The 23336-nt window shown below is 67.9% G+C and carries 18 protein-coding genes; 10 read left to right on the top strand and 8 right to left on the bottom strand.

Annotated elements, in window-relative coordinates; all coding sequences use genetic code 11:
• Positions 1 to 92: 92 nt before the first annotated feature.
• From htpX to OG474_RS06660, 4 genes are read right to left on the bottom strand one after another with little or no spacing between them, the layout of a single operon-like run.
• On the bottom strand, positions 93 to 995 hold the full coding sequence (gene htpX / locus OG474_RS06675) for a zinc metalloprotease HtpX (protein WP_405061323.1): 903 nt from the start codon (positions 993 to 995) through the stop codon (positions 93 to 95).
• A gap of 31 nt (positions 996 to 1026) precedes the next feature.
• Positions 1027 to 1554: a DUF1003 domain-containing protein gene (locus tag OG474_RS06670; protein ID WP_405061322.1), complete on the bottom strand. Its 528-nt coding sequence runs from the start codon at positions 1552 to 1554 to the stop codon at positions 1027 to 1029.
• A complete protein-coding gene (locus OG474_RS06665; RefSeq protein WP_405061321.1) occupies positions 1544 to 2806 on the bottom strand; it encodes a magnesium transporter MgtE N-terminal domain-containing protein in 1263 nt (420 codons plus the stop codon). The genes OG474_RS06670 and OG474_RS06665 overlap by 11 nt, the downstream gene beginning before the upstream one ends.
• A gap of 24 nt (positions 2807 to 2830) precedes the next feature.
• Entirely contained in the window at positions 2831 to 3337 is a 507-nt protein-coding gene (locus OG474_RS06660; RefSeq protein ID WP_405061320.1) for a hypothetical protein, read from the bottom strand.
• Between the two features lie 47 nt (positions 3338 to 3384).
• Between OG474_RS06660 and OG474_RS06655 the strand changes: the two genes are divergently transcribed.
• The 3 genes from OG474_RS06655 to OG474_RS06645 all read left to right on the top strand — a co-directional run bounded on the left by OG474_RS06655 (position 3385) and on the right by OG474_RS06645 (position 5729).
• Positions 3385 to 4278 (top strand): GNAT family N-acetyltransferase, encoded by an 894-nt coding sequence (locus tag OG474_RS06655; protein WP_405061319.1) that lies wholly within the window; start codon positions 3385 to 3387, stop codon positions 4276 to 4278.
• Positions 4279 to 4387: 109 nt separating this feature from the next.
• A complete protein-coding gene (locus OG474_RS06650; RefSeq protein ID WP_405061318.1) occupies positions 4388 to 5350 on the top strand; it encodes an HpcH/HpaI aldolase/citrate lyase family protein in 963 nt (320 codons plus the stop codon).
• A gap of 13 nt (positions 5351 to 5363) precedes the next feature.
• Positions 5364 to 5729 (top strand): hypothetical protein, encoded by a 366-nt coding sequence (locus OG474_RS06645; protein WP_405061317.1) that lies wholly within the window; start codon positions 5364 to 5366, stop codon positions 5727 to 5729.
• A gap of 22 nt (positions 5730 to 5751) precedes the next feature.
• Here the strand turns inward: OG474_RS06645 and OG474_RS06640 are convergent, their stop codons facing one another.
• Positions 5752 to 6411, bottom strand: coding sequence for a peptidylprolyl isomerase (locus OG474_RS06640; protein WP_405061316.1), 660 nt, complete (start codon positions 6409 to 6411; stop codon positions 5752 to 5754).
• Between the two features lie 119 nt (positions 6412 to 6530).
• On the opposite strand from OG474_RS06640, the gene OG474_RS06635 reads away from it, so the two are divergent.
• Positions 6531 to 8042, top strand: a complete 1512-nt coding sequence (locus tag OG474_RS06635; RefSeq protein WP_405061315.1) for a serine/threonine-protein kinase — start codon at positions 6531 to 6533, stop codon at positions 8040 to 8042.
• A gap of 119 nt (positions 8043 to 8161) precedes the next feature.
• A complete protein-coding gene (locus OG474_RS06630; protein ID WP_405061314.1) occupies positions 8162 to 9352 on the top strand; it encodes an acyl-CoA dehydrogenase family protein in 1191 nt (396 codons plus the stop codon).
• On the opposite strand, the gene OG474_RS06625 is transcribed toward OG474_RS06630, so the two are convergent.
• Positions 9349 to 10344, bottom strand: coding sequence for an ArsR/SmtB family transcription factor (locus OG474_RS06625; RefSeq protein WP_405061313.1), 996 nt, complete (start codon positions 10342 to 10344; stop codon positions 9349 to 9351). The two genes, OG474_RS06630 and OG474_RS06625, sit on opposite strands and share 4 nt — an antisense overlap.
• Positions 10345 to 10464: 120 nt before the next feature.
• Between OG474_RS06625 and OG474_RS06620 the strand changes: the two genes are divergently transcribed.
• Positions 10465 to 13224, top strand: coding sequence for a BTAD domain-containing putative transcriptional regulator (locus OG474_RS06620; protein ID WP_405061312.1), 2760 nt, complete (start codon positions 10465 to 10467; stop codon positions 13222 to 13224).
• 87 nt (positions 13225 to 13311) lie between these two features.
• On the opposite strand, the gene OG474_RS06615 is transcribed toward OG474_RS06620, so the two are convergent.
• Positions 13312 to 14343, bottom strand: coding sequence for a winged helix-turn-helix domain-containing protein (locus tag OG474_RS06615; protein WP_405061311.1), 1032 nt, complete (start codon positions 14341 to 14343; stop codon positions 13312 to 13314).
• 219 nt (positions 14344 to 14562) lie between these two features.
• A complete protein-coding gene (locus OG474_RS06610; RefSeq protein ID WP_405061310.1) occupies positions 14563 to 15672 on the bottom strand; it encodes a magnesium and cobalt transport protein CorA in 1110 nt (369 codons plus the stop codon).
• Positions 15673 to 15748: 76 nt separating this feature from the next.
• Between OG474_RS06610 and OG474_RS06605 the strand changes: the two genes are divergently transcribed.
• The 4 genes from OG474_RS06605 (at position 15749) to OG474_RS06590 (ending at position 23331) form a co-directional block, all read left to right on the top strand.
• The gene (locus OG474_RS06605) at positions 15749 to 16300 is read left to right on the top strand and encodes a general stress protein (RefSeq protein WP_405061309.1); all 552 of its coding nucleotides are present in this window, start codon (positions 15749 to 15751) and stop codon (positions 16298 to 16300) included.
• 111 nt (positions 16301 to 16411) lie between these two features.
• Positions 16412 to 16915 (top strand): MaoC family dehydratase, encoded by a 504-nt coding sequence (locus OG474_RS06600; RefSeq protein ID WP_405061308.1) that lies wholly within the window; start codon positions 16412 to 16414, stop codon positions 16913 to 16915.
• Positions 16916 to 17116: 201 nt separating this feature from the next.
• On the top strand, positions 17117 to 20608 hold the full coding sequence (locus tag OG474_RS06595; protein WP_405061307.1) for a hypothetical protein: 3492 nt from the start codon (positions 17117 to 17119) through the stop codon (positions 20606 to 20608).
• Entirely contained in the window at positions 20548 to 23331 is a 2784-nt protein-coding gene (locus OG474_RS06590; protein ID WP_405061306.1) for an RHS repeat domain-containing protein, read from the top strand. The genes OG474_RS06595 and OG474_RS06590 overlap by 61 nt, the downstream gene beginning before the upstream one ends.
• Positions 23332 to 23336: the final 5 nt, after the last annotated feature.

Genomic DNA, 23336 nt, shown 5'->3' with positions numbered 1-23336 from the left:
AAGGCCACGATGGAAAAGCATCGAGGCCTTCGCCCCAGCACGCCGAGCTACCGCACCGAGCACATGCTCGCTACGGCGCGGAATCACGAGACCTACCCAGCTTGCTCGCCCAGCTCGCGGGACAGCACACCGAGCCGGTCCAGGCGTGTCTCCAGCGGCGGGTGGGTGGAGAACAGCGACGACAGCGAGACGCCCTTGCCCGAGATGGCCGGGGCGAAGAAGAACGCGTTGAACGCCTCCGCCTGGCGCAGGTCGCGCGAGGGTATTCGCGCGATGTCCCCGCTGATCTTCGTCAACGCCGACGCCAGCGCCGATGGTCGGCCGGTCAGCATCGCGCCGGCGCGGTCCGCGGCCAGCTCCCGGTAGCGCGACAGCGCGCGCGTCAGGAGGAACGAGATCGCGTACACCGCCGCCGACACCGCGACGATGGTCAGCACGATGACGGCCGTGTTCTGGTCACGCCGTCCGCCGAGCCCGCTGTAGAGCCCGAAGCGGGTGATCAAGCCGGCCAGTACGCCGAGGAACGAGGCGATCGTCATCACCGCCACATCGCGGTGCGCGACGTGCGACAGCTCGTGCGAGAGCACGCCCTCGAGCTCGTCGGCGTCCAGTCGTCGCATGATCCCGGTCGTCACGCAGACGACGGCGTTCTTCGGGTTCCGTCCGGTGGCGAACGCGTTCGGCAGGTCGACGTCGGCGATCGCGATCCGCGGCTTCGGCATGTCCGCCAGCGCGCAGAGCCGGTCGATCGCGCCGTGCAGCTGTGGCGCCTCTTCCGGGGTGACGATGCGCCCGCCCATCGCGTAGAGCGCGATCTTGTCGGAGAAGAAGTACTGGACGAACAGCGCCCCGCCGGCGATCACGATCGCGAGCACCGCGCTCTTGGTCACCGCGATCAGCGCCGCGATGAACCCGACGTACAGCAGCCCCAGCAGGAAGCTCGTCACGAGCATCCGCCTGTTCAGTCCCCGATCGGGCGCGAACCTGCTCTTCATCGTGACCTCCTTCCGTTGCTTGTCACCGAGATTAGCGCGGCCCCAAAGGGCTCTCCCGATCCAGCTCGGCCAGCAGCGACTTCAGCTCGGAGCGCAGGAAGTCGCGGGTGGCGACCTCGCCGACGGCCATCCGCAGCGACGCCATCTCGCGGGCCAGGAACTCCATGTCCGCCCGGGTCCGGGTGTCGATGTCGCGGTCCCGCTCGTACTGGACGCGGTCCCGTGCCTCCTGCCGGTTCTGTGCGAGCAGGATCAGCGGAGCGGCGTACGACGCCTGCAGGCTGAGCGCGAGGGTGAGGAAGATGAACGGGTACGTGTCGAACCGGACGCTCTCCGGCGCGAAGATGTTCCAGACCACCCAGAACACGATCGTCGCGGTCATGTAGACCAGGAACTTGCCGGTCCCGAGGAACCGGGCGATCCGCTCCGAGAGCCGCCCGAACGCGTCGGCGTCGTACGCGGACCGGATGGCGATGGTCCGGCGCAGCTCGCGCGGGATGTCCAGGCGGTTGGTGCTGTGTGAGCGCCGGTCGTCGCTACTGCGGTCGTCACGAGCCATCGTGGTCCACCTCCTGCGGTTGGTCGGATTCGCGCCAGTCGGCAGGCAGCAGATGGTCCAGTACGTCGTCCACGGTGACCGCGCCGAGCAACCGGCCCTCGTCGTCGAGCACTGGCGCCGCCACCAGGTTGTAGGTCGCCAGGTACTTGCTGACCGCCGTGAGGCTGTCATCAGGCCGCAGGCCATCCAGGTCGGTGTCCAAGGCGGCAGACACGAGCTCTGACGGCGGTTCGCGGAGCAGGCGCTGGATGTGGCCGACTCCGATGAACCGTCCGGTCGGAGTCTCCAGCGGCGGTCGGCAGACGTAGATCATCGCGGCCAGTGCCGGACTGAGCTCGGCGTTGCGGACATGGGCGAGCGCATCGGCCACGGTCGCGTCCACGGGCAGGATGACCGGCTCGGACGTCATCAGACCACCAGCAGTGCGCTCCTCGTACGTGAGCAGACGGCGCACGTCCTCAGCCTCGTCCGGCTCCATCAGCGTCAGCAGCCGCTCCGCCGTCTCGGTCGGCAGCTCCGCGATCAGGTCGGCCGCATCGTCCGGTGACATCTCTTCCAGTACGTCGGCAGCCCGCTCGGTGTCGAGAGCGGCCAGGATCTCCACCTGGTCGTCTTCCGGCAGTTCCTCGAGCACATCGGCCAGACGCTCGTCGTTCAGCGCCGCAGCGATCTCCTTGCGTCGCTTGGGCGACAGATCGTGCAGTACGGCGGCCAGGTCGGCTGCACGCATCGAGTCGAACGCGGCCAGGATGTGGGTGGCGCCCTGGCCCTCCTCGACCTGGGCGAACCCGCTCACGTCAGCCCAGTCGAGCACATGGGACTGACCGCGGCGCCGGAACCGCTTGCTGCCTTCGCGGACGGCTACCTTCGACAGCACCCAGTCCTTGGTTCGCCACTGCTCCATGGCCATGTCGAAGACCACACCGGTCGTCTCGGTCTCCCGAACGGTGACAGTGCGATCCAGCATCTCGCCCAGCACCAGGATCTCGGTCGTGCGCTGTTCGAAGCGCCGCATGTTCACCAGACCGGTCGTGATGACGTGGCCGACGTCAACCGACGTCACGCGGGTCATCGGCACGAAGATGCGCCGCCGGGCGAACACCTCGACCACCAGCCCGAGCACCCGCGGCGGTTGCGTCCCCTGCCGCAGCATCGCGACCACGTCACGCACCTTGCCGACCTGATCCCCGTTGGGGTCGTAAACAGGCAGACCAGCCAGCCGTGCGACATAAACGCGCGTCGGTCCACTCATGACCGAAGGCTAACCCGCAGGCACTCAGGTCAACTTGCGACGGCGGCGGACGCGCCGGTGCAGCGTGATCGGCTTCCGGCCTCGCGTGGTGGCCGGTGTCCCAGCAGGTGTCTCGTACGGCGATGCGCCGTCGAAGCCGGTGATCTCACCAGTCGGCTCCAGAACCAGGATGTCGGCCTCAGACCGCCACCGGTCGAGCTGAGTGTCCAGTCCGGCCGCGTTGAGCCGCTCCGTCCGCAGCACGAGCGCAGCAGCCGTCCACTCCTCGGTTCCCGGCGCCAACCGCCGTACTGTCGCCTTCCAGCTCGCCAGCCGCGTGGTGGCCGGCTTAGCCGGTACGACGACCTCCGCGGACCCCGCCGTGGCCAGACCGGCCAGCGGCTGCTCCGCACTACCGTCCGCATCCGCCAGTACGACGTACTGGCCGTCGACCGTGGCGAACCAGGCCGGTGCCGGTCGGTGGCCGTCCCACGAGATCCAGACCAGTCCGGCCTTCTTCATCACCCCGGCGATCTCGGCTGCTGCGTCCACGGCCCAAGACTGTCACAACTGGACCCGCAGACGAGTACGTTCCGGTCGTGGACATTCGGGGTGGCAGGCTCGAGGATTTCGACCAGCTGGTGGCTTTGACCACCGCTGTCCGGCCGTACGCGGTCGGTGCGCGCACCGGGGTCCGCGCTGGTCTCGAGGCCGCGACCAACGGCGAGGGCGTCGGCTATGCGGCCGAGGTCGACGGGCACCTGGTCGGCTGGAGCGCGCTACGCCCTGCCGCCTGGCTGAACGCAGACGATGCGTATGCCCTACAGGTGATCGTCCACCCGGACTACCGTCGCCAGGGCATCGGGACGCAGCTGCTGCGTGCCTGCGACGAATGGCTCGGGGCACTGCCCTCTTGGTCCGTGCAGAGCATCGCGGACGAGCACGGCACCGCGTTCGCGCTCCGGGCAGGTTTCACCGTCGGTGCGGAGCTCACCTACGCCGGTGTCGATCTCACTGACGCGGTTCCGACCATGACGGTCCCGGACGGCCTCGCGCTCGTCCCGCTCGCGCAACTGACGCCGCAGGACGTCTTCCCGGCGTACCGCGAGACAGCTGCTGACATCCCGGGTGGTTCAGCCGTCGACGCGGCGTTCGACTGGTTCGAGGCGCACGTGTGGGCCGGGCCTCTGTTCGACAGCGAACTGAGCGTCGCGATCGTCGATCGTGACGTGGTTGTCGCGTTCACCATCGCCTTCCGCGAGGACAACAAGCTGTGGACCGACATGACCGGGACTGTGCGCAGTCATCGGGGCAGGGGGCTTGCCGGTGCCGTGAAGGCGGCCTCACTCGCCGCTGCGAAGGACGCGGGGGTGACGGTGGCCTACACCGTGATGAACCTGGTCAACGAGCCGATGCTGACCGCCAACCGCCGCCTCGGCTACCGTCCGGTCGGTCTGCGCACCCAGCTCACCAAGAGCCACCGGCCGGGCTGATGAGAGTCCGGCCACATCGCACCGCGACGTGAGCCCGGTCACCGGACGCGGACGCGATTTCGCCGTACGCTGCCGGTGACCGGTGAGTAACCGACGCGGAGGTCCCGAAATGTCCGAGCAGGTCTTGCGGAGCAGAAGGTCGTGTCTGGCCACCCCGGGGTCGAACCCGCGGTTCCTGGCCAAGGCGAAGGGACTGGACGCCGACCAGGTGTTCCTCGACCTGGAGGACTCGGTCGCGCCGATCGCCAAGGTGGACGCCCGCAAGAACGTCGTGGCGGCGCTGAACGAGGGCGGCTGGGGCAAGAAGGTCCGCGTGGTCCGGGTGAACGACTGGACCACCGAGTGGACCTACGGCGACGTGATCGAGGTCGTCGGCGGCGCCGGGGCGAACCTGGACTGCATCATGCTGCCGAAGGTGCAGACCGCCGAGCAGGTGGTCGCGCTGGACCTGCTGATCACCCAGATCGAGAAGGTGCACGGCTACGAGCCGGGCCGGATCGGTATCGAGGCGCAGATCGAGAACGCCCTCGGCCTGACGAACGTGAACGCGATCGCGGCCGCCTCGCCGCGGGTCGAGACGATCATCTTCGGCCCCGCCGACTTCATGGCGTCGATCAACATGAAGTCGCTGGTGGTCGGCGAGCAGCCGCCCGGGTACGACGTCGGCGACGCCTACCACTACATCCTGATGCAGATCCTGATGGCGGCCCGCGCCTACGGCAAGCAGGCGATCGATGGCCCGTACCTGCAGATCAAGGACGTCGACGGCTTCCGCCGGGTGGCCGGCCGCTCGGCCGCGCTCGGCTTCGACGGCAAGTGGGTCCTGCACCCGGACCAGATCGCCGCCGCGAACGAGGTCTACTCGCCGCGCCAGGAGGACTACGACCACTCCGAGAACATCCTCGACGCCTACGACCACTTCACCTCGGCCGCCGGCGGCGCCCGCGGCGCGGTGATGCTCGGCGACGAGATGATCGACGAGGCCTCCCGCAAGATGGCCCTCGTCATCTCCGCCAAGGGCCGCGCGGCCGGCATGACCCGCAACGACCCCTGGCAAGCTCCTGCCGACTGACTACGCTGCCGCCATGACGGCGTACGAGGGGCACTGGGACGGCACCGATCCCGAGGAGTACCTGGCAGAACACGGCGACGGGCTCCAGGACGTCGCAGTTCCGGAGCAAGTCTGGGAGGTTCTGGTCGAGCGCAACGACGAGGGTCGGTGGGGACTCTACGTTCCCGATCAGCCGGTTGAGTTCAGCAGCCTTCCGGAGGCACAGGCGGCAGCAGAGGAACTGGCTAGCAGCTTCAGCCCGGACGACCCGTTCAGTCCGCGGTACCGGACCATCTACCGGACCGGGGACGGGCGCTACCTGGTGGCTCTGGAGGGTGCGCGGGAGACGTTCCACTTCACGGTGCAAGTGGCCGAGCGGATGGCCGTCGTGGAGTACTGACCGACGGCCACCGCGCTGCGGATCAGCCCAGCGACAGCACCTTCAGGATGCGGATGGGGCGGACCGGGGGGCCGTCCTGGTCGGGGTCGGCGATGCCGGCCTTGACCATCCGATCGAAGGTGGACATGCCGGCGATCACGTGGCCGAGGACGGTGTAGTTCGGCGGGATGTTGGCGAACGAGTGCACGACGAAGAACTCGCTGCCGTTCGTCCCGGGCCCCTGGTTGCCGTAGGCAACGGTTCCGCGCGGGTAGGTCTCCTTGCCGGTGACCTCGTCCGGGAACTTGTACCCCGGTCCGCCCTCCTCCTGCCGGTAGATGTCACCGCACTGCAGGACGCCGAGCCGGGCCGAGTTCGTCAGCCGGAAGCACTGTGTGGAGTCGTAGAACCGGCTCCGCACCAGGTGCACGAAGTTCGAGACGCCGCAGGGTGCGTTCGCCCGGTCCATCCGGACCACGAACGAGCCATAGTTGGTGAAGAAGACGACGTCGACGGTGCCGTGCGCCTTGGCCGTGGCGGACGGGACCCGGACCGGCTTGGCGGCCGGGTTCTCCGGCGTCGGGGTGAACTCACACCGAACAGTCGGCTTCGGCCGCTGCACCGGTACGGCGGACGCGGTGGCGGTCGTGAACGTCGTGGCGAGCAGGGTGGCCGCGATCACAGCGGCAAACGTTCGCTTCATGGGCACACGGTAATACCACGTGCGCTCCGCGCAGAGGTTTGCAAGGAAATGGCTCCGAACTCGATCTGATCGCCCAGGCCGCCTAAGGTAAGGCGGTCCGCTGCGGAAGGTGTTTGTTTGTGAACGGCGAGGTACTGGCAGGGCGCTACCGATTGCTCACCTTGTTGGGGCGAGGTGGTGCGGGTGAGGTCTGGCAGGCCGAGGACCTGCTGCTCGACCGGCAGGTGGCGGTCAAACTGCTCCGGAGCCTCGACGGCGACCCGATGGACGCGGTCGCCCGGTTCCAGGCCGAGGCACAGGCCGCTGCCCGGTTGATGCATCCGAACGTCGTCGCGACGTACGACGTAGGTGCCGAAGGCGATCGGGTCTTCCTGGTGATGGAGCTGGTCTCCGGACCGGACCTGGCCCAGCTGATGCGTACGGCGGGGCTGCCGAGCGCCAAGCTGGTCGAGGACATCGCCACTCAGGGCGCGCGGGCACTGGACGCGGCTCATGGAGCCGGCATCGTGCACCGCGACGTGAAGCCGGGCAACCTGCTGCTGGCGCCGGACGGCACGCTGAAGATGACCGACTTCGGCATCGCCAAGCGCGCCGGCAACGAGACCACCGCTCTGGGCGTCCTGCTCGGTACGGCGTCCTACGTGTCGCCGGAGCAGGTCCGTGGCGGCGCAGCCACGCCGGCCAGCGACTGGTACTCGCTCGGCTGCGTCCTCTACGAACTGCTCTCCGGTACGCCGCCCTTCACCGGAGCGACCGTGGAAGCGGTCATGCACCAGCATCTGCAGTCTGCGCCGGCCCCGATCATGCGCAACGACGTCACCCCGGCGCTGTCGGCGCTGGTGATGCGGTTGCTCGCCAAGAACCCCGCAGACCGCCCAGCGTCAGCTACTGAGGTCACGGCTCTGCTCAGCTCCACGGCAGACGAGAGCACTCAGGCAATCGCGCTCCCGCCGGTCAGCAACGCCACGCAGGTGCTGCAGATGCCTCCTCGGCAGGAAGAGGAGGCTGTCGCCACCCCGGAGCGCGAGGCACCCCGCCGTACGTTCCCGTTCGCCAAGGTCATTGCCGCCATGGCCGTCGTACTGGCTGCTGCGGTCGGTGTGGCGTTGCTGAAGGAGGGTGTGAAGGGTGACCCGGTCGCACAGGCCGGTGGGACGCCGTCTGCTCCGGTAGCGAAGGTGAAGACGACACCCAAGCCGAAGGCGACGCCGACTCCCACTCCGACGCCGAAGCCCACCAAGACCCCGACGAAGACGCCGACCAAGAAGCCGTCGAAGCCCGCTGATCAGTACCCGCAGGTGGTCGCGCAGCTGAAGGCTCTGGCCGGCAAGGTCCGCGAGAGCGGTCAGAACCAGCAGCAGTGGCCCGGTCAGCCCCAGCAGCGCAGCAACGCGCCGAAGCTGGCGGCCCGCGACCTGGAGCAGGCGGCGGCGCAGCTGGCCAAGGGTGAGACCGGTGAGGCGCGGAAGAACTACAACGAGGCCAAGCAGCGCCTGGTCGACGCCCAGCGTGAGCACCGCTGGCAGCCGACCGCCGAGGTCTACCTGGGGTTCGCCCAGCTCGACCGCTCGATGCCGGCCGGTGACGGCGGCGACAACGGCGACAGCGGGGACGGCGACGGCGACGAGTGAGGTAACCGACCCTCATCGGGTGGCCGGAGTCACAGCGGGTGTCGGCGCTGTCCCGGGATGCTGAAAGCCGCAATACTCACGAGTAGCGAGCTGAACCGCACCCGAGGAGAACCGGCGCAATGAGCAGACTGCAGCAGACCGAGGGGCTGACCGATATTCAGGAGGAGATCCTGAAGACGGTCCGCGCGTTCGTCGAGTCGGAGATCCTCCCGGTCGCCACCGAGCTCGAGCACAAGGACGAGTACCCGACCAAGATCGTCGAGGGGCTCAAGGAGCTCGGCCTGTTCGGGCTGATGATCCCCGAGGAGTACGGCGGTCTGGGCGAATCGCTGCTCACCTACGCGCTCTGCGTCGAGGAGATCGCCCGCGGCTGGATGAGCGTGTCCGGCATCGTCAACACGCACTTCATCGTCGCGTACATGCTGCTCCAGCACGGCACCGACGAGCAGAAGCAGAAGTACCTGCCGCGGATGGCCACCGGTGACGTGCGCGGCGCGTTCTCGATGTCCGAGCCGGGCTGCGGCTCCGATGTGGCCGCGATCAAGACCAAGGCCGTCCGCGACGGAGACCTGTACACGATCAACGGCCAGAAGATGTGGCTGACCAACGGTGGCTCGAGCAACCTCGTCGCCGTCCTGGTGAAGACCGACGAGGGTCAGGAATCGGTCTACAAGAACATGACCACGTTCCTGGTCGAGAAGGAGCCGGGCTTCGGCGAGGTCGACAAGGGCCTGACGGTGCCGGGCAAGATCGAGAAGATGGGCTACAAGGGCGTCGACACGACCGAGCTGATCTTCGACGGCTACTCCATCGGCGCGGACCAGATCCTGGGCGGCGTTCCTGGTAAGGGTTTCTACCAGATGATGGACGGTGTCGAGGTAGGCCGCGTGAACGTCGCCGCGCGTGGCTGTGGCGTGGCCCGGCGGGCGTTCGAGCTCGGCATCTCCTACGCGCAGCAGCGGGAGACATTCGGCAAGAAGATCGCCGACCACCAGGCCGTGCTGTTCCGGCTGGCCGACATGGCGGTCAAGGTCGAGGCTGCGCACGAGCTGATGGTGAAGGCGGCCCGCAAGAAGGACAGTGGGTCCCGCAACGACTTCGAGGCCGGTGTGGCGAAGTATCTGGCCAGTGAGTACTGCTCACAGGTGGTGGAGGACTCCTTCCGCATCCACGGCGGCTATGGCTTCTCCAAGGAGTACGAGATCGAGCGGCTCTACCGGGAGGCGCCGATGCTGCTGATCGGCGAGGGCACGGCCGACATCCAGCGGATGATCATCGGCCGCCGCCTCCTGGAGGACTACAAGCTTTAGTTCAAACGCTCCGGGTCCTGGATGAAGCCGCCGGTGAGGACTGCCTTGCCGAGCAGGGTCAGGTCGTGCTGGACGGCCTGTCCGGCCCGGCGGGTGGTGATCAGGCCGGCGTCGCGCAGGATGGCGGCCTGACGGCTCGCTCCGGCCAGTGAGATCCGGCAGCGCTCGGCCAGCACGGTTGTGGTGCAGCCGCCCGCGACCGCCTCCAGTGCGGCAGCCCGCGTCGTACCGAGTAGGGCTGCCAGCGGTTGGGAGCGGTTCTCTGCGGACATGCGGCGGAGGAGCCCAGGAGCGTGCTGCACCGGGTAGACGAGGACCGGTGGCAGTTCTGGGTCGTGCAGTTTGGTCGGAGTCAGCCAGCAGAAGACCGCAGGTTGCAGCCGCAGGCCGCGGCCGTCCAGATAGACGTCCTTGTCGGAGAAGCCCGGAATCTCCAGCACTGGCGAGTTCCAGCGCACTGACGGGTGCAGACGGCCCAGCAGTTGATCCACACCGGCCCCCGACATCTGACTGGCCTGCCGCTGGTGGTCCGCTCGGACCAGTGCACGGATCGAACTCCAGTACGGCGCGATCGCCTGCTGGTGGTAGGTCCGCAGCGCCTGTCCGAGCCCATGCACGACCTCGGCGCGACCGGATGCCAGGTCCCGAGTCCAGGGCGTCCGGGGCCGGCGTACTGCGAGCAGCTCAAGCTCTTGCTGCAGACGGGCCCGTGAGGTGGACATGACCCGCTCGAGACCGGTGTCGAAGTCGGAGGTCTGTTTGGCCGGGGTCAGGAAGTCGGGGGAGTAGCCGTGCGGAGGCGCCAGTTGAAGCAGCCGGACCGCGGACCGCGGTAGCAGTCTGCGGGCACGCTCCCGCCAGTTGCCGTAGTGGGCCATGCCGTCGCGTCCCTGCAGCTGGTGCAGGCTGAGCAGGACCTCCCACATCGGATCCGGTTCCTCGGCGAGCGTCGTGCGCGCCAGGTCCTGTCCGGTGAAGTGAATGCGCAACAAGGCGATCGCCTCCCCTCTCTACAACGCCTCATGGTGCAGAGAGCCCCCTGTCACGACCCTGTCAGCAGGCGAACTGTCCCCTCCCGGCGGTACGGTTTGACCACCTGGGGGTGGAGGCAGATGACTGAGCGTGCTCGCGTGGAGGTCCGGCTGCTCGGCAGCGTGTCCGTGCGGATCGCCGGTCAGCCTGTAGAGCTGGGCGGTGACCGGGTCCGGGCGCTGCTGGCCGTGCTGGCGCTGGCCCGGGGCGAGGCGGTCACCACGCCGGTTCTGGCCGATCGGATCTGGGGAGACGAGCCGCCGGCCAACATCGGTCCGAGCCTGCACACGCTGATGACCCGGTTGCGTCGTGCGATCGGGGCCGAGCTGGTCTCCACCGGTCCGGCCGGCTACAGCCTGCTGCTGGACGCCGAGCAGGTCGACGTGCACCGATTCACCTGCCTGCTGCACAGAGCGGTCGAGACCGACGACCCCACCGCCGAGTACGACGCTGTTGTGGCCGCGCTCGCGCTTTGGGGCGGCAGACCGTTCGATGGCGCCCGGTCCGGCTGGTTGGAGGTCTCCGAGGCGCCGCGCCTCACCGAGCAGTATCTGAACGCCGTAGAGCGCCGGGTCGACCTACGTGTCGAGGACCGGCACTACGGCGAGGTCCTGGCCCACCTGCGTGAGCTGACGGCGGCCTATCCGCTGCGCGAGTCGCTCTGGACGCGTCTGCTCCGGCTCCTGGCCAGAGCAGGCCGCACAGCCGAGGCCCTTGAGCTCTACGAGTCCGTCCGGGTCAGGATCGCCGACGAGCTCGGTGTGGATCCAGGAGCCGAGCTGCGGGCCCTGTACGCCGACCTCCTCGCCGGAACACCAGGAACGCCCGACGAACCGCCCCGCATCGTGGTGCCGCGCCAACTCCCAGCAGATCTGCCGACCTTCACCGGCAGACGAAGCTCATTGGCCTTCCTGGACGACGTCTTGGCGTCCGGCCGGTCCGAGCAGTCCGCGGTCATCGTCGCGATCGACGGGACCGGAGGCGCGGGAAAGACCGCACTGGCGGTGCATTGGTCCCACCAGGTCCGAACACACTTCCCGGACGGCCAGCTGTACGTGAACCTGCGTGGCTACAGCGCAGGAGGCCTGGTCGAGCCGCTCGACGCACTGCAGTCGCTCCTGCTCGGCCTCGGCGTGCCGAACGACCAGATCCCCGGAGCTCTCGAGGCCCGGTCGGCCATGCTGCGCACGGAGCTCGCCGAGAAGCAGTTGCTGCTCGTTCTCGACAACGCGCGCAACGCAGCTCAGGTCCGTCCATTGCTGCCCGGCGCCGGCGGCTTCGTCATCGTCACCAGCCGCAACCAGCTCCGCGGTCTGGTCGCGCGTGAGGGTGCTCGCCGCCTCAGCCTCGGTCAGATGAGCTCGGCAGAGTCCACCGAGCTCCTGGCCCGCGTCGTCTCCGGTCGCCCGTACGACGTCGCCCAGCTGGCCGGCTTCGCTGAGCTCTGCGGGCGGTTGCCACTGGCGCTGGTGGTCGGCGCGGAGCGGGCGAGCCGTAGCCGGAGCGCTGACATCACCAAGCAGCTGGCCGAGGCCGGTGATCGGTTGAGCGCGCTGGAGATCGGTGACGACGAGCTGAGCAGTGTGCGAGCTGTGCTGTCCTGGTCGTACCAAGCGTTGCCGTCGGACGCGGCTCGGCTGTTCCGCATGCTCGGCGGCTATCCAACAGCCGTTTTCGAGCCACCCGCGGTGGCCGCGCTGGCCGGACTCGACGAGGTGGAGGTCGACCACCTGCTCGACGTACTGGTCGAGGCGAATCTCCTGGAGCAGGCGTCCACTTCGTCGTACCAGCTGCACGACTTGGTCAGGCTGTACGCCGCTGGTCTCGAAGAGCCGGCCGAAAGCCAGCAGGCGCTGGCTCGGCTGCTGGACTGGCTGGCTCAGACCGCGCAGGCCGCCAAGCTGGCGCGGGGCGGCCGGCTGCGATTCCACCTGCTGCGCAAACCGCTGGATGGCGTGCGGCCACTCACGTTCGGCTCGGATGCCGAGGCGTTGGCCTGGTTCCGTCGGCAGTGGGGGACTCTGGTCGCCGGAGTCGTTCAGGGGGCCGAGCGCGGACACCACTGGCTCGCGGCCGTGCTGGCGACCGAGCTGTGGGACTACCTGGAGCAGCAGCGCTCACCAACACCCGCACTGCTGTACGCACACGAGATCGCAGTGCGCTCCGCACGAGCCGTCGGCGAGCCCCTGCTGGAGGCGGTGGTGGGCAACCAGTTGGCGGTCAGCTACGGCCTGCTGGGCCGGATCGACGACTCGTTGGCCCAGTTCCTCCCCGCGCTCGAGCTGATGGAGTCAGTCGGGAACCGGTCCGGGATGAGCATGCTGCACAGCAACATCGGGATGACCTACCGCCGGATGGGTGAGCTGGAGCTGGCGCTGCGGCACCTCGAGCAGGCGCTGGAGTGCAGCGACGAGGACCGTTCGTACGGCGCGGTCCTGAACAACCTGTCCCACACGCTCAGCGACCTCGGGCGGGATGCGGAAGCCATCGAGAGCGCGCTCGCAGCGGTTGAACGGCATCGCAGGGATGGCTACCAGCGCGGTGTCGCCTACGCCCTCGACACAGCCGGGCTCGCGTACCGGCGGGCCGGTGAGTACGAGCAGGCGATCGACTGTCTCGCCGAGGCGGCGCGGCTGTGCCGCGAGCTGGAGCTGGGTGCGGCCGAGGTGCCGACGCTGATCAGCTTGGGGGAGGCCTACCAGGCCGCCGGCCGCGACGAGGAGGCTCGGGAGGCGTGGCAGCTCGCGCTGACTGTGGCGGACCGGCAGGGGCCGTCCCAGCACTACGACCGCACCCGGATCTTCGACCTGCTGGAACCAGTCCAGCAGCCGGCACCCTAGAAAAGCCTGCACCAGCGGCACACGCTGGGTCGACGGGCGGGGCGGTGCCAGTCGGCCCAGCGCGCGGCGCGGGCAGGCGGTGGGTGGCTAGGCGGTCAGCCGGGGCACTGCTTGCGGGTGAGCGTGCCGGGTGTTGCCGGAGCCGTAGCCGGACAGCAGCCAGATCCCCAGCTGGGTGATCTCGTGCCGCACCGATGCACCGGCACGGCGGGTGGTGATCAGGCCTGCCTCACGCAGCACGGTCGCCTGGTGGCTGGCCGCGGCCGGAGAGATCTTGCAGCGCTTGGCCAGCTCGGTCGTCGTGCAGCCCGCCACTGCCGCCTCCAGAGCGGCAGCCCGGGTCGAGCCGAGCAGTGAGCCCAGTGGGTCGCTGGCGGCGTTCTGGTCCAGCGAGCCTTGCCGCAGGATGCCCGGCGCGTGCTGGATCGGATACACCAGGATCGGCTTCAGCTCAGGGTCGCGCAGCTTGGTCGGCACCTGCCAGCAGAACGCCGACGGCTGCAGCTCGATGCCACGGCCGTCCAGGTAGAGGTCGCGGTCGTTCATGTCGAGCACCTGCAGCACCGGCGCGACCCAGCGCACCCGTGGGTGCAGCGAGGAGAGGAGCCGGTCCACCCCGTGCCGGGCCAGTGCCTCACCACGATGCGCGTGGTCGGCCGAGATGTGCGTCCCGATCGACTTCCAGTACGGCGCGATCGCCGCCGCGTGGTAGGTCCGCAGCGCCCGGCCGAGCTTGTGCAGCGACCCACGGTCGCCCTGGGCGAGCTCCCGGGTCCACGGCGAGGCCGGACGGTACTTGGAGAGCAGGTCGAGCTGGCCGCGGATCAGCTGACTCGGAGTCGACAGCGCGATGTCGAGCGCGCCTTCGAAGTCCGGTGCGGACTCGGCCGGGGTGAGGAAGTCAGGTGAGTACCCCTTCGGCGGGGTGAGCTCCAGCAGCAGCCGCATCTGATCCGGTGCGACCGACGTCCGGACGTGCCGGCGCCAGTCCTCGAAGATCAGCCGGCCGTCGGAGTGCTGGAGCATGTGGAGGCTGAGGAGCACCTCCCACAACGGTGCCGGTCGGGTCGCGACCGTGACGCGCGTCAGATCGCGCGGCGTGAAGTGGATTCTGAGCACTGCGACGCCCTCCCAGCGGCAAACCGTCACGACATCCCCCGATGCCGTCGGTCGCAGGCTGTGGCGAACTGGCGACCGAACGCGATGACGGCAGTTAATCAAGACCGCCAATCGCTGCACAACCGTTTGATCCATCCAACCGGCCGTGAATCCCGGCCATGGCAGAAGCCTGCCATCTCTGGCCGGATCCGCCCGGATCGTGGTATTAGGGGTATTTGATCAAAGCCAGTGGTTGCGCTTGAACAATCGGTGAAGACCTACGCACGCCACCAGCATCACGCCGAGCACCACGAAGTAGGCGTACCGGAGGCGCAGCTCCGGCATGTAGTCGAAGTTCATCCCGTAGATCCCGGCGATCATCGTCGGTACGGCGAGGATCGCGACCCAGGACGAGATCCGCCGCATGTCCTCGTTCTCGGCCACCTGCACCTGGGCCAGTCCGGCCTGCAGGATCGAGCTGAGCAGCTCGTCGAAGGAGACCACCTGCTCCTTCACCCGCATCAAGTGGTCGTCGACGTCGCGGAAGTAGTTCCGCGTCTCGTCCGCGATCAACGGATGCCGCAGTGTGGAGAGAGCGCGCATCGGGCCGGTCAGCGGAGCCACAGCCCGCTTCAGCTCCAGCACTTCCCGCTTGAGCTGGTAGACCCGGTCGATGTTGCGCCAGCCGCGCGGTGTGAACATCTCGGACTCGATCAGGTCCATATCGGCCTGTACGGCGTCCGCGACCTCCAGGTAGCGGTCGACCACGTGGTCGGCGATCGCGTGCAGCACGACGCCCGGCCCGACTGCCAGCCGCTCCGGCTGGTCCTCCAGCTCCTGTCGCAGACCAGTCAGCTCACTGTGCTCACCGTGCCGGACGGTGACCACGAAGCCCGGCCCGCAGAACACCATGACCTCACCGGTCGCCACCACTTCACTGGTCGCGGTCAGGTCCTTGTGCGGGACGTAGCTGACTGTCTTGAGCACAGCGAACAGAGTGTCCTCGTACCGCTCGAGCTTCGGCCGCTGGTGTGCCTCCGACGCGTCTTCGAGGGCCAGAGCGTGCAGGCCGAACTCGCGGCCGATGATCGCGAGCTGGTGGTCGGTCGGCTGGAACAGGCCGATCCAGACGAACCCCTGGCCGCGCTTGGCCCGCCCGAGCGCCTCCGTGTAGGAGTTGATCCGCTGGTCGCGCCGACCGTCGCGGTAGAAGGCCCAGTCGACCAGTGCGCCGTCGAGTTTGCCGCTGGCGACCGGGTCCGGACGCATCGGCCCGTCATCCATCGGCCGACGGGCGAACAGCTGTCCCATCCGGCGTGTCGCGCCCAGGTCCCAGCGTCGTCCGGCCATCACCGGCGAGGCTATCAAGACGCGGTAACCAGCCGTCGGCAATGATGGGGGTGGAAGCACGTGGAGAGGAACGACGATGACGCAAGGCATGCCCTTGACGGACCCGCGGCCGAGCGGTCTGACGATCGGGACGTATGACACCTACCGGGAGGCGCAGCGCGCTGTCGACTACCTCTCGGACGAGAAGTTCCCGGTCGAGCACACGACCATCGTCGGCAACAACCTGCGCCAGGTGGAGAAGATCACCGGCCGGTTGACCTGGGGACGGGCGCTGACCGCCGGTCTGGCCAGCGGTGCCTGGTTCGGCCTGTTCGTCGGTGTCCTGCTGGGTGCGGTCACGAATGCGAACTGGCTGGCCGCCCTGCTCACCGGTGTGGTGCTGGGCGCCTTCTTCGGGCTGGTGTTCGGTGGCCTGAGCTACGCCCAGTCGGCCGGCCGCCGCGACTTCACCTCGCGGACCGCGGTGGTGGCGACGACGTACGACGTCCTGTGCGACTTCAAGTTCGCCGAGGAGGCCCGTAACCACCTGGCCAAGCTGGCGCTGAAGGGTGAGGTCAGCCCGCGGCTGCCCGACCACCCCCTGCAGCAGCCGAGCCAGCAGGCCGGCCAGCAGCCGCCGCAGAGCTAGCACTGTCCCGGGCGGAGTGACGCAGGTCTCTCCGCCCGGTGAGAGCCAGACCACGGCCGCCGGTGGTCCGATCCGCCAGCATGGGTTGTCCAACCCCGAGGAGGAGCCGGTATGCAGTTCGGGCGTAGTTACGAGGAGTTCGAGGTCGGTGCGGTCTACAAGCACTGGCCCGGCAAGACGGTGACCGAGTACGACGACCACCTGTTCTGCCTGCTGACCATGAACCACCACCCGCTGCACCTGGACACGCACTACGCCGCGGAGTCCACCCAGTTCGGCCAGAACGTTGTGGTGGGCAACTACATCTACTCGATCCTGCTCGGGATGTCGGTCCCCGACGTCAGCGGCAAGGCGATCGCCAACCTCGAGATCGAGTCCCTGCGGCACGTCGCCCCGACCTTCCACGGCGACACCATCTACGGCGAGACCGTCGTACTGGACAAGTGGGAGTCGAAGTCCAAGGACGACCGCGGCGTCGTCTACGTGGAGACGAAGGGCTACAAGCAGGACGGCACCGTCGTCTGCCTGTTCCGCCGCAAGGTGATGGTCCCGAAGAACTCCTACCTCGAGGCCCGTGGCGGCGAGCAGCCGGGACGCCCGGTTCCCACCTCGTAAATCGATGACCGTAGCGCGCCGGGAAGTAGCCGGTCCCGACTGAGCCGAAGAGCGACAGCATCTGTCCGCACGCTAAGTGAACCCTTTCAAGGGCGGCTGAATAGTGCGCTGGAATGCGTATTCCACTTCGGCTGTGGTCGAATACGTTGTCGCCGATCGATCCCGCCCGGACAGTGATCCCTCCGACTAAGGGGAGGTTCGATGTCCACAGGGGTCATTCGGCGCGCCTGGGCCGTCATACTCGGCGCAGCGCTGATCGCGTGTCTGCATCCGCCGGGTGCGGTCGCGGGACCGGAGCAGCAGGAAAAAGAAGAGCGAACGGTCAAGGGAACCAAGCTGAAGCCGGTTCCCGGCGCCGACTACAAGGTCAAGCCGAGGACGCCGGATCTCGATGTCGACCTCGTGAAGACGCCGGCCGTCCAGTGGCCGACCGCCGGGTCGGCGGCCGTGGCGCTGCCGGCTGTCGGCTGGACCGCGCAGATGTCCGGCGTACTGCCGAAGAAGGCCGCCGGTGTGCTGCCGGTCGCGATCGGACCGGCGGCCGCCGCGGGCACGGCTCCGAGCGACGTCAAGGTCGATCTGCTCGGGAAGCGGGACTCCCGCATCCTGGTCAAGCTCACCGACACCGGCAAGACCAAGTCGAACGGCAAGGTCCGGCTCGAGCTGGACTACCAGGCCTTCCGGTACGCGTACGGCGGTGACTGGGCGACCCGGCTGCGACTGGTGCAGCTGCCCGCGTGTGCGGAGAAGGCGCCACTGTCGGCGACCTGTGCCGGCGTGCCGCTCAAGTCCAGCAACGACGGCGCGGGCAAGGTCAGCGCCGACGTCCCCGCGAACGGCCTGTTCGCGATGGAGGCCGCGGCCGCGGGCAATGCCGGTGACTACGGCAACACCTCGCTGTCCCCGACCGCGTCCTGGTCGGTCGGTGGCTCGTCCGGCGACTTCAACTGGCAGTACCCGTTCCGGGCGCCACCAGGGACCGGTGGGCCGACCCCGAAGATCAGCCTGGGCTACTCGTCCGGCAGCGTCGACGGACGGACCTCAGGCACCAACAACCAGACCTCGTGGGCTGGTGAAGGGTTCGAACTGTCGCCTGGTGGTTCGATCGAACGCCGCTACGCCTCGTGCTCGTCGAAGAACGAGAAGACCGGGAACAACGGCAACCGGCCGGTCGGCGACCTCTGCTTCGCGACCGACAACGCGACCTTCAGCCTGAACGGCTCCGGCGGCGAGCTCGTCCGGGACGACGCCACCGGGCAGTGGCGCCCGAAGGGCGACGACGGAACCAAGGTCGAGCGCCTGTCCGGCGCCGCCAACGGTGACGAGGGCACTCCGGGCAAGCCGCAGGAGCAGGGCGAGTACTGGATCATCACCACCAAGGACGGCACCAAGTACCACTTCGGCCTGAACAAGCTCCCCGGTGCGACCACCGAGACGACCAACTCCGCGCTCACGGTCCCGGTCGCCGGTAACCACGCGGGTGAGCAGTGCAACAAGGCCGCTTTCGCGGACTCGTTCTGTCAGCAGGCCTACCGCTGGCAGCTCGACTACGTCGTCGACCCGCACGGCAACACGATGTCGTTGTTCTACGACGTAGAGAAGAACAACTACGCCTACAACGGCACCGAGACCACGGTGAAGAGTTACGACCGCGCGAGCAACATCAAGCGGATCGACTACGGCCAGACCGACGGCCAGGTCTTCGCCGAGAAGCCGGTGGCGCGCGTCCACTTCGACACGCTCGAGCGCTGCAACGCGGGCATCAACTGTGCCCCGGCCGACTACTTCGACACTCCGCTCGACCAGGAGTGCGGCACAGCGAGCTGCAAGCAGACCGGTCCGAGCTTCTGGACCAAGAAGAAGCTCGGCAAGATCCGCACGGAGGTCTGGCGCGGTACGGCGTTCGACGCCGTCGACACGTGGACCCTGCGGCACTCGTTCCCGAACCCCGGTGACAACACGAGCGCCCGGCTGTGGCTGGAAGCGATCGTGCACACCGGCGAGGCCGGGCCGGGCTCGGTGTCCATCCCCGAGATCAACTTCGACAAGATGCAGCTCGACAACCGGGTCGCCGACGGCAGCGCGAGGCCGTTGCTGCAGTGGTTCCGCATCCGCGGCATCCACTACGGCACCGGTGGCGAGCTGGCGGTCACGTACTCGTCCAAGGACTGCACTCTGCCCGGCAACGTGCCGCCGGTGGACCGCAACGACCGCCGGTGCCACCCGCTGAAGTGGACTCCGCCTGGTGAGGTCAACGAGCGTGAGGACTGGTTCCACAAGTACGTCGTCACGGCCGTCACCGAGTCCGACCGCGTCAGCGGCATGGTCCCGGTGCAGACCACCGTCAGCTACCCGGGCAAGCCGGCCTGGCGGCACGACGACGAGGACGGTCTGGTCGAGATCGGCCGCAAGACCTGGTCCCAGTGGCGCGGTTACGACCGGGTCATTGTCACGAAGGGCCACCCCGACGGTCCGCAGTCGGTGACCGAGAGCCGCTACTTCCAGGGCATGGACGGCGACAAGCTGGCCGACGGCACCGTCAAGGACGTCAAGCTGACCGACTCGACCGGCGCCCAGACCGAGGACGTCAACGCGCTGTCCGGTCAGGTCCGGGAGAGCAGCAAGCTGGTCAACGGTGCGATCGTCGAGCGGACGATCAACGACACCTGGGTTTCGGGTGCCACCTCGACCCGAGTCCGGGACTGGGGCACCACCCAGGCCTTCAAGGTCGAGCAGGGGGCTTCCAAGCAGTGGGAGGCCAAGCAGGGCGGCGGGTTCCGGCAGTCCGGGGCCAGCCACGTCTACTCGCCGACCGGCGTGTTGCTGGCCGCGTCGAACGCCAACGACCTGGCCACGACGGCTGACGACACCTGCGTGCGGTACGAGTACGCGAGCAACCCCGCCAAGGGCATCGTCGAGCTGCCGGTCCGGACGCAGACGGTGGCCAAGGCCTGCGACCAGCCGTGGACGAAGGACGACGTCCTGTCCGACACCAAGCAGTCGTACGCCGGTGGCGCGGCCCCGGTGAACGCCAAGCCGATCTCGGTGCAGCGGCTGAGCGGATTCGACAGTGCCGGTGAGCCGACGTACCAGACCGTCGGGACGACGGCCTACGACGACCACGGCCGGAAGAAGACCGAGACCGACCCGAAGAACAACTCCACCACGTACGGCTACTTCCCGGCGGACGGTCCGGTCACCAAGACGACCGTGTCGTTGTCGAACGGTCACACCACGAGCACCGAGCTCGACCCGGCGTGGGGCCAGACGACCAAGGTCACCGATGTCGGTGGCCGGACGACGACCTCCGAGCGGGACCCGCTCGGTCGCATCAGCAAGGTCTGGCTGCCGGACCGCGCGCAGACCCAGACCGCGAACGTCGAGCATGTCTACACCGCGGGCATCGACCAGCCGGGCGTCGTCCAGACGAAGTCCCTGCAGGCGGACGGGACAGTGGCGACCAGCTACGAGATCCTCGACGGTCTGCAGCGCAAGCGGCAGGTCCAGCGGGCGTCGGCCGACGGCATCGGCCGGGTGATCGAGGACTTCGAGTACGACTCACGGGTCTGCAGATCATCCAGAACAACCCCTACTACAACGACGCTCCGCCCGGACCGCAGGTCTTCGACGCGGTGGAGGAGGAGATCCCGGCCCGGAAGGCGACGGCGTACGACCAGCTCGAGCGTCCGATGACCGAGTCGCTCTGGTCGAAGAACGAGGTGAAGTGGGTCACCACGCACAGCCACCAGCCCGGTGTGCAGACCGTGGACCCGCCGAACGGTGAGCAGGCCTCGACCCGGATCAGCGACGTACAGGGCCGGATGACCGAGCTGCGCACCTACAACACCCCGGGTGTCAGCACGAGCTTCGACAAGACGACCTACACCTACAACAAGGCCGGGCAGATCTCGTCGATGACGGACGCGGCCGGCAACCAGTGGCGTTACGAGTACGACCTGCGGGGCCGGCGGACCAAGGCCGTCGAACCCGATCGCGGGGTGACGACCTACACCCACACCGATCTGGACCAGGTCGCCACGATGACCGACGCGCTCGGCAAGACGCTGTTCTACAGCTACGACACCATCGGCCGGCAGACGTCCGTCCGTGAGGGCGCGGCCGACGGACCGCTGCTCATCGAGCGGACCTACGACAACCTGGTCAACGGATCGCCCAGTACGGCGACCCGCTACGTGAACGGCGAGGCCTACAAGACCGAGGTGACCGGCTACGACTCCACCGGACACGCACTCGGGACCAAGGTCACGCTGCCGGCTTCCGAAGGCGGCCTGGCCAGGACGTACACGACGGAAAGCACCTACACCGCCAGCGGTCAGCTCGCGACCCTCAAGGTCCCGGGCGTCGGCGGACTGCCGGCGGAGACGCTGACCACCACGTACGACAGCAACGACCTGCCGAAGACGATGTCCAGCGACACCTCGACCTACGTCACGGACTCGCAGTTCAACTCCTTCGGTGACCTCACATATCTGGAGGTGAAGCCGACCGGCGGGAAGTACCTGCGGCACAACTACGTGTACGACGATTCGACGCGCCGGTTGACGCGGGCGTTCAGCCAGCGGCAGACGACCGGTCCGCAGCGGGTGCTGGACCAGAGCTACGACTACGACCTCGCCGGGAACGTCACCAAGATCACCGACTCCCCGGCGAGTGGCAGCGCGGATCCGAAGGACGTGCAGTGCTTCGGGTACGACGAATCGCGCCGGCTGACCCAGGCGTGGACCCCAGGGGACGAGAACTGTGCGGCCCAGCCGACCAGTGCGAGTCAGCTGGGCGGACCGGCGCCGTACTGGCACCAGTGGACGTTCGACCAGATCGGCAACCGCAAGACCGAGAAGCGCAACACCGTTGCCGGGGCCACGACGAGCACCTACGAGTACCCGGCTGCGGGTGAGGCCCGGCCGCACGCCGTGCAGAAGATCACCACGACCGGCACCGACGGCACGACGAAGGTCAACGAGTACGGCTACGACGCGGTCGGGAACCAGACGACGCGCAAGGTCGCGGGCGTCGGTGAGACCTTCACCTGGGACACCGAGGGCAAGCTGGCCAAGGTCAAGAAGGGCAACCAGGAGACCGGCTACATCTACGATGCCGACGGCAACCGCTTGCTCCGCAAGGACAACACCGGCACCACGCTGTACCTGGGTGACACCGAGGTGCTGCTGATGCCGGACGGCTCCGAGCTCGGAACGCGGTACTACAAGTTCGGCCAGCAGACCATCGGCGTCCGGGTCGGCACCAAGCTGACCTGGCTCGGCTCGGACCACCACGGTTCGGCGACGCTGACGGTCGACGCGCAGACGCAGGCCTTCCAGCGCAAGCGGATCACGCCGTACGGCGAGGCCCGCGGACCGATCCCGACCGCGTGGCCGGGGCAGAAGGACTTCGTCGGCGGCACCCGGGACGACTCCACCGGGCTGGTGCACCTGGGAGCGCGTGAGTACGACCCGACGACCGGCAGGTTCGTCTCGGTGGACCCGGTCATCGACGGCACGGATCCACAGCAGCTCAACGGGTACGCGTACGCGAACAACAGCCCGGCGAGTTTCGTCGACGCGGACGGCAAGCGCTACCGCGTCCAGACGATCACGATCAGCGAGACGAAGAGGACTGTCCGCGAGCACGTGAGACGGATCAAGGAGATTCAGAAAGAGGTCATCACGATCTACGCGAAGATCGTGATCTTCACCTTCTTCGCGAAGATCGCGACCGCCTTCGGGATGCACGAATTCGCTCGGCAGCTCACCGCCGAGGTGGCCGTACAGGTGATCCACTTCAAGGAAGTGATCAAGACGATCAGGTACCACACGTCGGAAATCATCCGGATCGTCACCACGAAACGCGTCTACATCCCGGAGCTGGAACAGGCGCTGAAGCTGGCCAAACAGACCGACAACAGCGTGTCCACGATGGACAAACAGGTCGACGGGATGGCCGACATCGCGGCCAAGCTCGCGGAGCGCGCGAAGGCGAGTCTGGACGCGATCCAGAAGGCCACCGCCATCGCCGACGAGCAGAAGCGCAAGGATGCCGAGCAGGCGAACCGGAAGGAGTGCGGGGTCTGCGGGAAGGATCCGGACGACGATCCGATCGACAAGATCGCGTGGAACGCCGTCGGTGGAGCCGCGGTCGGAGTCGGGATCTGTGTTCTCGGCGCCATCTTCACCGCCGGTGGCTCGTGTGCTGTCGGTGCCGCGGTCGGCGCGGGCATCGCGGGTGCTGGTGCGACGGCCGCCTACCAGCTGGGCTGGAACTGCTACAACGGGCCGAAGAACTCCTGTCTGAAGCGCGACCCCTACAAGCCGCCGCCAATGACCTACCAGGAGCGCTCGGACCTCTGCCATACGCCGGGCGCCCAGGAGGCGTGCAAGTACGCCACGCCGGGGCGGTGACCGGA

The sequence above is a fragment of the Kribbella sp. NBC_01505 genome, assembly GCF_045040285.1.
Classification (GTDB): domain Bacteria; phylum Actinomycetota; class Actinomycetes; order Propionibacteriales; family Kribbellaceae; genus Kribbella.
The sequence above is the reverse complement of the archived record's forward strand: the minus strand, read 5'-3'. Positions and strand labels throughout refer to the sequence as shown.

Coding starts and splice junctions, on each gene's coding strand:
- OG474_RS06665 (WP_405061321.1), bottom strand. CDS start 2,806: ATGAGTGGACCGACGCGCGTTTATGTCGCACGGCTGGCTGGTCTGCCT.
- OG474_RS06670 (WP_405061322.1), bottom strand. CDS start 1,554: ATGGCTCGTGACGACCGCAGTAGCGACGACCGGCGCTCACACAGCACC.
- OG474_RS06630 (WP_405061314.1), top strand. CDS start 8,162: ATGAGCAGACTGCAGCAGACCGAGGGGCTGACCGATATTCAGGAGGAG.
- OG474_RS06605 (WP_405061309.1), top strand. CDS start 15,749: ATGACGCAAGGCATGCCCTTGACGGACCCGCGGCCGAGCGGTCTGACG.
- OG474_RS06595 (WP_405061307.1), top strand. CDS start 17,117: ATGTCCACAGGGGTCATTCGGCGCGCCTGGGCCGTCATACTCGGCGCA.
- OG474_RS06610 (WP_405061310.1), bottom strand. CDS start 15,672: ATGGCCGGACGACGCTGGGACCTGGGCGCGACACGCCGGATGGGACAG.
- OG474_RS06640 (WP_405061316.1), bottom strand. CDS start 6,411: ATGAAGCGAACGTTTGCCGCTGTGATCGCGGCCACCCTGCTCGCCACG.
- OG474_RS06620 (WP_405061312.1), top strand. CDS start 10,465: ATGACTGAGCGTGCTCGCGTGGAGGTCCGGCTGCTCGGCAGCGTGTCC.
- htpX (WP_405061323.1), bottom strand. CDS start 995: ATGAAGAGCAGGTTCGCGCCCGATCGGGGACTGAACAGGCGGATGCTC.
- OG474_RS06600 (WP_405061308.1), top strand. CDS start 16,412: ATGCAGTTCGGGCGTAGTTACGAGGAGTTCGAGGTCGGTGCGGTCTAC.
- OG474_RS06650 (WP_405061318.1), top strand. CDS start 4,388: ATGTCCGAGCAGGTCTTGCGGAGCAGAAGGTCGTGTCTGGCCACCCCG.
- OG474_RS06645 (WP_405061317.1), top strand. CDS start 5,364: ATGACGGCGTACGAGGGGCACTGGGACGGCACCGATCCCGAGGAGTAC.